Below are 11,571 nucleotides of genomic sequence, written 5' to 3'. Positions count from 1 at the left end.
TACATCGGAAAATCGACGATCCAGGCGAATTTGAACTGGTCCTCGACAGTCAGGCCCAGTTCCCGCCCGATCTCGTTGCGGGCGCGGCCGGCCACGGCCTCGAACGCCTCGGGCTTGCCGCCCAGGAAGAAGGCCGCGTCACCCTCGCCCAGGCCCAGCTGCCGGCGGATCGCCTCGGTCCGTTCAGGACCGATATTCTTGGCGATGGGGCCTGCGGCCTCGGTCTGGCCATCCTCACCCTGGCGCCAGAAGATATAGCCCATGCCCGGCAGCCCTTCCTTCTGCGCGAAGGCGTTCATGCGGTCGGCGAATTTGCGGCTGCCGCCGGTGGGCGCGGGAATGGCGCGGATTTCGGTGCCGTCCTGTTCCAGCAGTTTCGCAAAGATCGCAAAGCCCGAGCCGCGGAAATGGTCGCTGACAACCTGCATCTCGATCGGGTTGCGCAGGTCGGGCTTGTCGCTGCCGTATTTCAGCATCGATTCGGCATAGGGGATGCGCGGCCAGTCGGCCTCGACCGGGCGGCCCTTGCCGAATTCCTCGAACAAGCCCTGGATAACCGGCTGAATCGCCTTGAAAACATCCTCTTGTTCGACAAAGGACATCTCGACGTCGAGTTGGTAGAAATCGGTCGGACTGCGGTCGGCGCGCGGGTCTTCGTCGCGAAAGCAGGGCGCGATCTGGAAATAGCGGTCAAAGCCCGCCACCATGATCAGCTGCTTGAATTGCTGCGGCGCCTGCGGCAGCGCGTAGAACTTGCCCGGATGCAGGCGCGACGGCACCAGGAAGTCGCGCGCGCCTTCGGGGCTGGAGGCGGTAATGATCGGCGTCTGGAATTCGGTGAAGCCGGCGTCCCACATGCGGTTGCGCAAGCTGCGGATCACCTGCGAGCGCAGCATGATGTTGTTGTGCAGGCTGTCGCGGCGCAGGTCGAGAAACCGATAGGCCAGCCGGGTTTCCTCGGGGTAGTCCAGATCGCCAAAGACCGGCAGCGGCAGTTCCTCGGCCGGGCCCAGCACCTCCAGATCGGTGGCATAGACTTCGATCTCGCCGGTGGGCAGCTTGGAATTGACCAGTGATGGATCGCGCAGCTTCACCCGGCCGTCGATGCGGATCACCGTCTCGGCGCGCAGCTTTTCCATCGCGGCGAAGGCGGGGCTGTCGCTGTCGGCCAGGACCTGGGTCATGCCGTAATGGTCGCGCAGATCGACAAACAGGACGCCGCCGTGATCGCGGACACGGTGAACCCAGCCGGACAGGCGGACCGCCTCTGCGGCATGGGCGGCGTTCAGATCGGCGCAGGTATGGCTGCGATAGGGGTGCATTGCGGACCTCGTTCGTTCAGCCCCCGCATGAACCGTGCGACAGCGGGGAAGTCAACCGCTCAGAAAGGCCGCACCACGTTGCCGCTGTAGAAATAATAACCCATCCCGACCGCGAACAGGATGTTGCCCGCGACCGCATGCAGCAGCCACGCCGCTGGAAAGCCGTGACGCCGATAGGCCCGCGCAAAGATCCAGCCGCCGATGAAGGTCAGCGCCAGGACGACCGCCGACCAATACATCAGATGCGCGAAGGCGAAGACCGCGGCATTGATGGCAATGCCGGCGCGCCCCTGGGGCAGCACCGGTCCGTAGCGGTGAAAGAAAAGCGCGCGAAAGATCAGTTCCTGCGGCAGCGCGGAAAGAAGCGGATAGAGAGCCCAGATCAGCAACAGGAATTCCGGCCGGGTGCGGGCCAGGACGAACAGCGCCTCGGGGCGGACCAGCCACAGGATCGCGGTGCCGGCGGCCAGCGTCGCGATGGCGATGCCCGCCACCTCCCACCAGGGAATCCGGATGCCGCGGATCAGGCTGGACCAGCGAAATCCGCCGGTCCGCCACAACAGCAACAGGCCCGCCAGCGTGAACAGGAACAGCGCCGGAAACAGCCAGCCTTTCGGCAGAAACAGCGCGATGGCCAGCGGCGTCCCGACATAGAGCGCCGCGAATTCGGCCAGCAGCCGGGGGCGCGGCGCTACCGCGTCAGGCGTGCCGACAGCCATCGTGTCCAGTCGGCCGACGAGCCCGCGAAGGCATTCAGATCGACATTGCCCTCGATGCCCGGCACGATGCCGGTTCCGGTATATTGCCAGAAGGTCCAGTTCTGACCGGGATAGGTCATGCGCGGATGGTCGGCGACCGAGCGCAGCCAGAACTCGGCACGCAGATCGCCCAGCTGGTTCTCGCGGTAGAAATCGACCGTCGTGTAGATGATCGGGCGCTGGCCATAGTAGCGGCCGACGATATCCATGAAGACCGATGCCTCTCGTTTCACCTCGGCGGGCGGCGGGCGGCGTGGACAGGTGTTCGAATTGGTCCATTCGAGATCCAGGACCGGCGGCATGGCGCCGCGTTCGCGCGGGACGTTCTTGATGAACCACTCTGCCTGTTCTTCGCCGGACCGGCAGAAATAGTAATAATGATAGGCGCTGCGCGGCAGGCGCACGGCAGCAGTTTCGCGCCAGTACCGTTGAAAGGCCGGATCGACGTGATCGGCGCCTTCGGTCGCCTTGATGAAGGCGAAGTTGATTCCCGCGCTTCGGACACGGCCCCAGTCGATGTCGCCCTGCCAGCGCGAGATGTCGATACCGTGCACATCCTGATTGTAGGGATGGCCATTGCGCCAGGCATGGGGGCGGCTGTCGCCCAGTTGCGGTGTCTTGCCCGCGGTGTAGGTCGAACCGCCGGGGCCGCCTCCGCCTCCGCCTCCGCCGCGCGGGGGCGTGCGCGAACACGATACCGCCAGCACGAGCAACAGCCCGATCAGGATTTTAGTCAGATGCCTCATATCGCCTGCCCCACGGGATTTGCTGCTGCTCTGCGCCTGTCGGCGGCGCTTGGTGCCGTTATCGCAAAGCCGTGAGGCAAAGTCACCGGGGCGTGACGGTCACGTCTGCGTCAGAAAGCGGACCGGCAGGCGCAGAGGCCAAGGCTTCGCCCGATCAGGCGGGGCAGGATCCCTTTTGCAGCGGCGTATCGCCTTCAGTTGCTGGCCGGCGGGCTATCCGTGGCCGCACCCTCGGTCCCGGCGGCGGGCGCGGCGGCTGCATCCGGATTGCTCACCCCCTCGGCCTGCGTCACGGGCGTTCCCTGGGGCGGTTCGGTGGTCGCGATGCCGTCATCGCCTTCGTTCACACCGGGAAGGAACAACCACCAGGCAAGCGCCGCGACGATCAGCGCCAGCCCGATGGCGATGACCGCCGGCCGGTGATTTCTGGCCGAGCGGCCGGGATCGTTGTCGTTGTGGGACATGGCAAGGCTCCTTTCTGGATCAACATGCAAACGGGAAGGTCAGTTCCGGTCCGGCACCAGCTTTCCAGGGTTCAGGATGTCGCGCGGATCAAGCGCCGTCTTGATCGCGCCCATCACCTGCCAGCCTTCGCCATGTTCGGCCGCCATCAATCCCCGCTTGCCGATGCCCACGCCATGTTCACCGGTAATCGTGCCACCGACGCGCAGCGCGCGTTCGGCCATGCGGGTGGCGATACGCTTGGCCTCGGCGAGTTCGGTCGCATTGCCCGGTTCGACAAGGATCTGAGCGTGAAAATTGCCGTCGCCCACGTGGCCCACGATCGGCCCGATCAGCCCCGCCCCGGCGATATCGGCGGCGGCGGCGGCCACGGCCGCGGGCAGATGCGACATCGGCACGCAAACATCGGTGACCACCCCGGTTGCGCCGGGGCGAAGCGCGCGGCAGGCGTGATAGGCACCATGCCGCATTCGCCACAGGCGGGCGCGATCCTCGGCCGTCACGGCCCAGTCGAAACCCTGTGCGCCGAAATCGCCCGCCAGATCGCCGAATCGCTCCGCATCCTCGCGCACCGCGCCGGGCGAGCCGTGAAATTCCACCATCAGATGCGGCTTTTCGGGCAGGGTGCTGCCGGAATGGGCATTGAAGGCGCGCGCGGTCGCCGCATCGACGAATTCGATCCGGGCCATCGGAATGCCGGACTGGATGGTGGCGCTGACGCATTCGACGGCGTGATCGAGGCTGTCGAAGGCGCAGACTGCGGCGGCGACCTCTTCGGGCTGGCCGTGCAGGCGCAGGGTCAGTTCCGTGATCACGCCCAGCGTGCCTTCGGACCCCACGAAAAGGCCGGTCAGATCATAGCCTGCGCTGGTCTTGGCCGCCCGCGTGCCGGTGCGGATGATGCGCCCGTCGGCCAGCACCACCTGCAAGCCCAGAACGTTGTCGCGCATGGTGCCATAGCGCACTGCGGTCGTGCCGCTGGCACGCGTCGCGGCCATGCCGCCCAGGCTGGCATTGGCGCCTGGATCGACCGGAAAGAACAGGCCCGTCGCCCGCAATTCCATGTTCAGCGCCTCGCGCGTCACGCCCGGTTCGACGCTGACCTGCATGTCCTCGGCGCGGATCTGGACCACCCGGTTCATCCGCGACAGATCCAGCGTCAGGCCGCCGCGCACCGGCAGGGCGTGACCTTCCAGCGACGTGCCCGTTCCCCAGGGAATCACCGAGATCCCGGCCTCGGCACAGATCGCGAGGATGGCCGAGACCTCATCGGCGGTCTCGGGCCAGGCCACGGCGTCGGGCGGCGGGCTTCTGTGGAAGGTTTCGGATTGCGCGTGGTGATCGCGATCCGCATCCGACACCGACAGGCGCGCGCCGAGGATCCTTCGCAATCTTTCGATCAGTTCGTCCCGCAGCGCCATCGGCAAACCCTCGCCCGTGCCAAGTGATTGTTCCGGCGATGAACCTTGGCAAAGCCCACCGCGTTCTGCCATCAACAGGCCAAAGACCTGCCATAATGTCGCGGCAGAGACCAGTCAGACCATGATATCCCGGAAGGACGCCTCTCTGATGAACAATTCGCGAATTTCACCGCTGCGGCCCGACGCGTCGCGCCATGCCGGCCACCGCCTGCCCGATGGCCTGCGCGATGAAACGCCGCGGCGCGCCGATCATGCCTATGTGACGCTGGTCAGCAATCCGGATTATCTGCCGGGGGCCGAGGCCCTGCTGCGTTCGCTGCGCCTGACGGGCTCGAGGGCCGATCTGGTGGTGATGCATCGCGGGCTGAGTGCCGGACAACTGGCGCGGCTGCGGGCGCTGGATGCGCGACTGGTGGCGGCGGACCTGCTGCCGACCTCGGAGGCGTTCGACCAGGCCCATGCCCGCGACGCGCTGCATCGTCGCGCGGCCTTCACCCGTGGGGCCAAGCCGGATTTCCACACGCCCCTGGACAATTTCGTCAAGCTGCGGCTGTGGCAATTGGATTACGACCGCTGCGTCTTCGTGGATGCCGATGCCATCGTGCTGCGCAACGTCGACAAGCTGTTCGAGATGCCGGAATTCTGTGCCGCGCCCAATGTCTATGACGGGCTGGACGGGTTTCTGCGGATGAATTCGGGCGTTTTCACGGCCCGTCCCGATCAGCGCACCCATCGCGAGATGCTGGCGCGGCTGGACCGGCCCGGCGCATTCTGGCGACGAACCGACCAGAGCTTCCTGCAGGATTACTTCCCCGACTGGCACGGCCTTTCGATCCACCACAACATGCTGCAATATGTCTGGTTCAACATGCCGCAATTGTGGAGCTGGGACGACATTCGCATCCTGCATTTCCAGTACGAGAAGCCCTGGCAGGAACACGACAAGGCCGATCTGCTGCGGCCCTTGATCCAGCTTTGGCGCGCCATCGCCGCGGGCCAGCCGGTTCCCGACCTGGCCGCCCAGGCCCGCCCCGCCGCCTGATGCGCATCGCGCTGACCGGCGCCAGCGGCATCGTCGGCGGCTTCGCGCTGCGGGCCGCGTTGGCCCAGGGGCATGAGGTGACGGTGCTGGACCGCGCCAGCGGCTATGTCCTGGGCGACGCGCCCGACCTTGCCGGCCACCACGCCCTGATCCACTGCGCCTTCGCCCATGTCCCGGGCCGCTATCGCGGCGGCGAGGGTGCGGATGCACAGGGATTTCGGCGCGACAACCTGGACGGTTCGATCCGGCTGTTCGATGCGGCGGCGGCCGCGGGCGTGGGCCGGATCCTGTTTTTGTCGTCGCGCGCCGTCCATGATGGCCATCCGCCCGGCATTGCGCTGTTCGATGACCTGCCGCCACGTCCGGCCAATCTCTACGGCGAGGTAAAGGCGCTGGCCGAGGCGCATCTGCGCCGGCTGAGACCGCAGCTTCGGGCGACCTCGATCCGGGCGACAGGCATCTATGGGCCCGGCCCGGCGCAGAAATGGCGCGGACTGATCCGCGACTATCTGGCAGGTCGCGCAATCACGCCGCGCGTCGCGACCGAATTGCACGGCCGGGATCTGGCCTGCGCGATGCTGCTGCTTCTGACACAAGAGACCCCACCCGCCAGCGTCAATGCGTCCGATCTGGTCCTTGACCGCCGCGATCTGCTGGCCGAGGTGCGGGATCTGACGTCCAGCCGCCATCCCCTGCCCCATCGCGCGGATGCGTCGTTGCTGAACGTGCCGGATTGCGCGGCCCTGGCGGCGATGGGCTGGCGGCCCGGCGGCATGACGCTGCTGCGCCAGAGCCTGCCGCGCATGCTTGCGGATCCGTGAGGGTCAGCGTCCGCAGAGATAGGCATGAACCGGCCGGGTCTCGCCCGGCGGCGTGAACTCCAGATGGTCCAGCCGCGCGCCATAGGCGATCAGCCGGATCGGCAGCGTCCGATCCCCGGCCATCCGCATCTCGACCGTGCTTCCCGACAGGCGATATGCGACGGGCAGGGATACGATTTCGGCGCGCGCGCTGATGAAAAGCCCGTATTCGAAGGTGGCCGGGTCGGTGCAGGATTTCGGCGCCTGCCCGCGGGTCAGTCTCAGCATGTCGTCGCGCATGGTCCAGCGACCGATCAGGAAGCCGGGCGGCTGCGGGCGAAATTCGTCGAACCCTTCCAGACGCGCATATTCGGTCAGAAAGGCGTCATATCCCCGAACCTCGCGAAGATCGGTCAGATAGGTTGTCGGATCGGTCTCGCGCAGCCCCTCCAGATAGGCCGCGGCGCGGTGATCCAGTTGCCGCAGCACCAGCAGATAGATCGCGACGGCCGACAGGGCGGCTGCGGCGGCGATCCACTGGACACGGCCAAGTCCGCGCATCCGGCTGAATCTGATCGCGGCCATGTCCTGTCCCTTCCACTGCTTCGCGGGCCGGATGCTGCTTACGGTTTGCATCCGGGCAGGCAAAGGCATAGCAGAGAAGGCGCTGCGAATGGCCCGGACCCGGCCCGCGGCATTCCTACAGGTCGCCGGCCGCGACCACAACCGCCACCGAGAGCCATGACCGATACCGCCACGACCGACCTGCCCGGACTGAACAACGACACCCGCAATGTCTCGTTGATTTCGCTTTCCTTTCTGGCCATCGGCATCGGCATCGTCACGGGCCTGGGCGCGATCCTGCTGCGCTACCTGATCTCGTTCATTCACAACCTGTTCTTTCTGGGCGAATTCTCTTTCGCATATGATGCCAACATCGCCACGCCGCCGGCCCCTTTCGGGCCGCTGGTGATCCTGGCCCCGGTGATCGGCGGGGCGATCGTGCTGTGGCTGGTGCGCCGCTACGCGCCCGAGGCCAAGGGGCACGGCGTGCCCGAGGTGATGGATGCGATCTATTACCGCAACGGCAAGATCCGCCCGCAGGTGGTCGTGATCAAGTCGCTGGCCTCGGCGCTGTCGATCGGATCGGGCGCCTCGGTCGGGCGCGAAGGTCCGATCATCCAGATCGGATCGGGGATCGGATCGGTCCTGGGCGGGCTGGCGCGATTGCGCAGCTGGCAGGTGATCACACTGGTCGCGGCGGGGGCCGGGGCGGGGATCGCGGCGACCTTCAACACGCCGCTTGGCGCGGTGCTGTTCGCGGTCGAACTGATGCTGCCGGAATTCAGCGCACGCACCCTGATCCCGGTCGTCATCGCCACCGGCACCGCAACCTATATCGGCCGACTGGCCTTCGGCATTGCTCCGGCCTTTCTTGTCGCCGCGCATGAGAGGCCGGATCTTGTCGTGCCCCTTTCGGTCGACATGCTGCCTCTCTACGTGATCTTCGGCCTTGTCACGGGGGTCGCCGCGGCCGGTTTCGTGCGCGGTCTCTACATGATCGAGGACGCTTTCGACGGCTGGAAGGCCAATGCCTATCTGAAAAACGCCGCCGGAATGCTGTCGCTGGGCATCCTGATGTATGTGCTTTTGCTGACCACCGGCATGTATCACACGGCGGGCGTCGGCTATGCCACGATCGAGGCGATCCTGACCGGTCAGTTGACCGCGCCGGCCTTCCTGATGCTGCTTTTCGTGCTGAAGTTCCTTGCCACCTCGGTCAGCCTTGGCGCCGGCGCCTCGGGCGGAATCTTCTCGCCCTCGCTGTTTCTGGGCGCAGCACTTGGCGGGGCGTTCGGCGGCGTGCTGGACATCATGTTCCCGAATCTGGGTTTCCATTCGGTCACTTTCGCGCTGATCGGCATGGCCTGCATCGTAGGCGCCTCGACCGGCGGGGCGCTGACCGCCATCGTCATGCTGTTCGAGATGACCGGCGACTACACCATCACGGTCGCGGCGATCATCGCGGTCGTGGTCGCGCTTGGCGTCCGCAAGCAATTGTCGCCCGACGACATCTACACGCTGAAACTGACGCGCCGCGGCCATCGCATCCCGCGCGAATCGCGCGCCCACATGTTCGGCATCCGTCAGATCAAGGAAATCATGTCCCCTGCCGTCGGCGTGATCGAGAAGGCCGAACTCGGCGATCGCGGCAGCGTGGACACATTGCTGGGATCGGAACGGATCTATGCGGTCGTGGTCGAGAACCGCAGCGTCGTCGGCATCGTCCGCGTCCATCCCGAAGATCCGACCAGGCGACACGGCCCCCTGATCGGTCCGGTGGGCTATGCCAAGGAAACCAGTTTTCTCCAGAACGCGATGACGAACATGGCCGACCGCGATCACGCGGCGCTTCTGATTCTGCCCGACAAGACCATGCCACGGCCGGAAAACGTGATCGGCGTGCTGACCCGCGACACCATCGCGGCGGCGGTTCTGCGCGATTATCGCAGCTGAGACGGAATCGGCCGGCGGATCCCGCGCCTCAGGCGCGGCGCATTGCCGCCATGCCCAGAACGCGCGCGCGCTTGCGCGGGTCGCTGTCGAACAGCGCAGCCAGTTGTTCCGTGATCGCACCGGCCAGCTGTTCGGCATCCGTGATGGTGACAGCCCGGTCGTAATAGCGGGTCACATCGTGACCGATGCCGATGGCCAGCAATTCGACGGCGCGTTTCTTCTCGACCATGGCGATCACGTCGCGCAGGTGCTTTTCCAGATAATTGGCCGGATTGACCGACAGGGTCGAATCATCGACCGGCGCGCCGTCCGAGATGACCATCAGGATCTTGCGCGCTTCGGCCCGCTTTGCCAGCCGCCGATGCGCCCATTCCAGCGCCTCGCCGTCGATGTTTTCCTTCAGCAGCCCTTCCTTCATCATCAGGCCCAGATTCGGCCTGACACGACGCCAGGGCGCATCCGCGGGCTTGTAGATGATGTGGCGCAGATCGTTCAGGCGGCCCGGCTGGGACGGACGACCCTGTTTCAACCATTCCTCGCGGGCCTGCCCCCCCTTCCACGCGCGGGTGGTAAAGCCCAGGATCTCGACCTTGACGCTGCACCGTTCCAGCGTCCGGGCCAGCACGTCGGCGCAGATCGCCGCGATCGAGATGGGTCGGCCGCGCATGGAGCCGGAATTGTCGATCAGCAGCGTCACCACGGTATCGCGGAACTCCATGTCCTTTTCGACCTTGAAGCTCAGCGGCGTGGTCGGGTTGGCCACAACGCGGGCCAGGCGGCCGGCATCCAGAACGCCTTCCTCCTTGTCGAATTCCCAGCTGCGGTTCTGCTGCGCCTGAAGGCGGCGTTGCAGTTTGTTGGCCAGCCGGCTGACCGCACCGCGCAGCGGTTCAAGCTGCTTGTCCAGATAGGCGCGCAGACGCTCCAGTTCGGCCGGGTCGGCCAGATCGTCGGCGCGGATTTCCTCGTCCCAGTTCTGCGAGAACACACGGTAATCGGGGCTGGCCTCGCTGACCGGCGGCGGAAGGTCGGGCGGCGCTTCCGCATCCGGCATCTCGGCCTCGTCGGTCAACTCGTCATCGGCCTGATCGTCCATGCTGACCTGGGCCTGACGTTCGTCCTGCTGCTGTTCCTGACTGCGCTCGGGCGAGCCTTCGCCATCCTCGCTGTCATCCTGGTCGCGCGCCTGGTTGTCGCCGGCCTCCTCGTCCTGTTCGGCGTCTTCCTCGGCGGCATCATCCTCGGGTTCGTCGGGATCCTCGCCCAGTTGATCACCATAACCCAGATCGCTGATGGCGCGCCGCGCAAGTCGCGCGAAGGCCGCCTGATCGGCCAGGGTTTCACGAAGATCGCCCAGCGTTTCGCCCGCCTGCTGTTCGATGAAGGGCCGCCACAGATCGGCGACATGCTGCGCACCCACGGGCAGGGCCCGGCCGGTCGCGGCCTGCCGAAGGATATAGCCCGCGGCCACCGACAGTGGCGCATCGGCCGGAGCCTTGATCTGGGCATAACCCTTCTTGTCGGCCTCGGCGCCGATCCTGGCATCGATGTTGGACAGGGCGCCGGGCATGTCGCGCGCGCCCAGAGCCTCGCAGCGGGCGGTTTCCATGGCTTCGTAAATCTCGCGCGCCATCGGACCTGCTGGCGCGAATTTCGCATGGGTCGCCGCGTCGTGATGGCGCATCCGCATCGCAAGGGCATCGGCGGTTCCGCGCGCCAGCAGCACCTCTTGCCGACCCATGCGACGGCTGATCTGCGGCAGGCGCATCGTGTCGCCGGCGACACCGGACGGATCGGCGCTGAAGGTCACGTTCAACTCATGCTCGTCGGCAAGCGCGCGCGTGGCCTCGGTCAGGGCCTTCTTGAAGGGATCGGCGGGATTGTCGGATGTCTTCATGTCATCCATAGAGCACCGCCCGAGGCGCGGGGCAAGGGGCAGACGCGGCGCCAGGAGGCTGTGCAGGGCCGCACCGCCGCTGTGCGCGGATGCGCAAAAGCCCTTGCAACCGGTCAGGTCGCGATCGCGTTGGTGGGGATATTGCCCAACGAAGAAAGGACAGGTCATGGCCAGACCCCGGATTGCCGTCATCGTCAGTTCCACGCGCGACGCCCGTTTCGCCGACAAGCCCGCGGAGTGGCTTATGGCGCAGGTCGCGGATCACCCTGATCTGGACTTCGAGAAGGTCGACCTGCGCGAACAGAACCTTCCCTTCTTCAACGAGGCCGCGTCGAATCTGTGGGTCGAATCCAAGGATCCGAACGCGCTGGCCTGGCAGAGGAAGCTGGACGGTTTCGACGGCTTCATGTTCGTGCTGGCCGAATACAACCACTCGGTCCCCGGGGCGCTGAAGAACGCCATGGATCAGGCCTACAAGGAATGGAACCGCAAGCCGATGACCGCGCTGGCCTATGGCGGCGCGGGGGGCGCGAGGGCGCTGGAGCATCTGCGGATGATCGCCGTGGAATTGCAGATGGCGCCGCTGCGCAATGCGGTCCATATCGG

At 66.0% G+C, this 11,571-nt stretch carries 11 protein-coding genes; 4 read left to right on the top strand and 7 right to left on the bottom strand.

The genetic code is table 11. From position 1 onward, the window contains the following. The 5 genes from aspS to B4L36_RS11475 form a co-directional block, all read right to left on the bottom strand. Positions 1-1,322: aspartate--tRNA ligase (gene aspS / locus B4L36_RS11495; protein ID WP_292957143.1), on the bottom strand; the 1,322-nt coding region annotated here is incomplete at its 3' end. Between the two features lie 59 nt (positions 1,323-1,381). Next, positions 1,382-2,041 (bottom strand): CPBP family intramembrane glutamic endopeptidase, encoded by a 660-nt coding sequence (locus B4L36_RS11490; protein WP_292957140.1) that lies wholly within the window; start codon positions 2,039-2,041, stop codon positions 1,382-1,384. After that, complete coding sequence (locus tag B4L36_RS11485; protein ID WP_292957137.1) at positions 2,014-2,826, bottom strand: GH25 family lysozyme; 813 nt, start codon at positions 2,824-2,826, stop codon at positions 2,014-2,016. The genes B4L36_RS11490 and B4L36_RS11485 overlap by 28 nt, the downstream gene beginning before the upstream one ends. A gap of 194 nt (positions 2,827-3,020) precedes the next feature. After that, positions 3,021-3,290: a hypothetical protein gene (locus B4L36_RS11480; RefSeq protein ID WP_292957134.1), complete on the bottom strand. Its 270-nt coding sequence runs from the start codon at positions 3,288-3,290 to the stop codon at positions 3,021-3,023. 39 nt (positions 3,291-3,329) lie between these two features. Continuing rightward, positions 3,330-4,709, bottom strand: a complete 1,380-nt coding sequence (locus B4L36_RS11475) for an FAD-binding oxidoreductase (RefSeq protein ID WP_292957131.1) — start codon at positions 4,707-4,709, stop codon at positions 3,330-3,332. Positions 4,710-4,857: 148 nt separating this feature from the next. Between B4L36_RS11475 and B4L36_RS11470 the strand changes: the two genes are divergently transcribed. Both B4L36_RS11470 and B4L36_RS11465 read left to right on the top strand, forming a co-directional pair. Further along, positions 4,858-5,751, top strand: a complete 894-nt coding sequence (locus B4L36_RS11470; RefSeq protein WP_292957128.1) for a glycosyltransferase — start codon at positions 4,858-4,860, stop codon at positions 5,749-5,751. Next, on the top strand, positions 5,751-6,572 hold the full coding sequence (locus B4L36_RS11465) for an NAD-dependent epimerase/dehydratase family protein (RefSeq protein WP_292957126.1): 822 nt from the start codon (positions 5,751-5,753) through the stop codon (positions 6,570-6,572). The genes B4L36_RS11470 and B4L36_RS11465 overlap by 1 nt, the downstream gene beginning before the upstream one ends. Positions 6,573-6,575: 3 nt before the next feature. On the opposite strand, the gene B4L36_RS11460 is transcribed toward B4L36_RS11465, so the two are convergent. After that, positions 6,576-7,136 (bottom strand): hypothetical protein, encoded by a 561-nt coding sequence (locus tag B4L36_RS11460; protein ID WP_292957124.1) that lies wholly within the window; start codon positions 7,134-7,136, stop codon positions 6,576-6,578. Between the two features lie 156 nt (positions 7,137-7,292). Here B4L36_RS11460 and B4L36_RS11455 point away from each other — a divergent pair, with 156 nt between their 5' ends. Beyond that, positions 7,293-9,068: a chloride channel protein gene (locus B4L36_RS11455; protein ID WP_292957122.1), complete on the top strand. Its 1,776-nt coding sequence runs from the start codon at positions 7,293-7,295 to the stop codon at positions 9,066-9,068. 28 nt (positions 9,069-9,096) lie between these two features. Here B4L36_RS11455 and cobT read toward each other — a convergent pair whose 3' ends face one another. Next, on the bottom strand, positions 9,097-10,965 hold the full coding sequence (cobT, locus tag B4L36_RS11450) for a cobaltochelatase subunit CobT (RefSeq protein ID WP_292957119.1): 1,869 nt from the start codon (positions 10,963-10,965) through the stop codon (positions 9,097-9,099). 166 nt (positions 10,966-11,131) lie between these two features. Here cobT and B4L36_RS11445 point away from each other — a divergent pair. Then, on the top strand, positions 11,132-11,571 hold a 440-nt coding region (locus tag B4L36_RS11445; RefSeq protein WP_292957116.1), incomplete at its 3' end, for an NADPH-dependent FMN reductase.

The sequence above is a fragment of the Paracoccus sp. UBA889 genome (assembly GCA_002294185.1).
In the GTDB taxonomy this organism is placed as follows: Bacteria; Pseudomonadota; Alphaproteobacteria; order Rhodobacterales; family Rhodobacteraceae; genus Paracoccus.
Note: the sequence above shows the minus strand (reverse complement) of the source record. Positions and strands in the feature narration are given on the sequence as shown.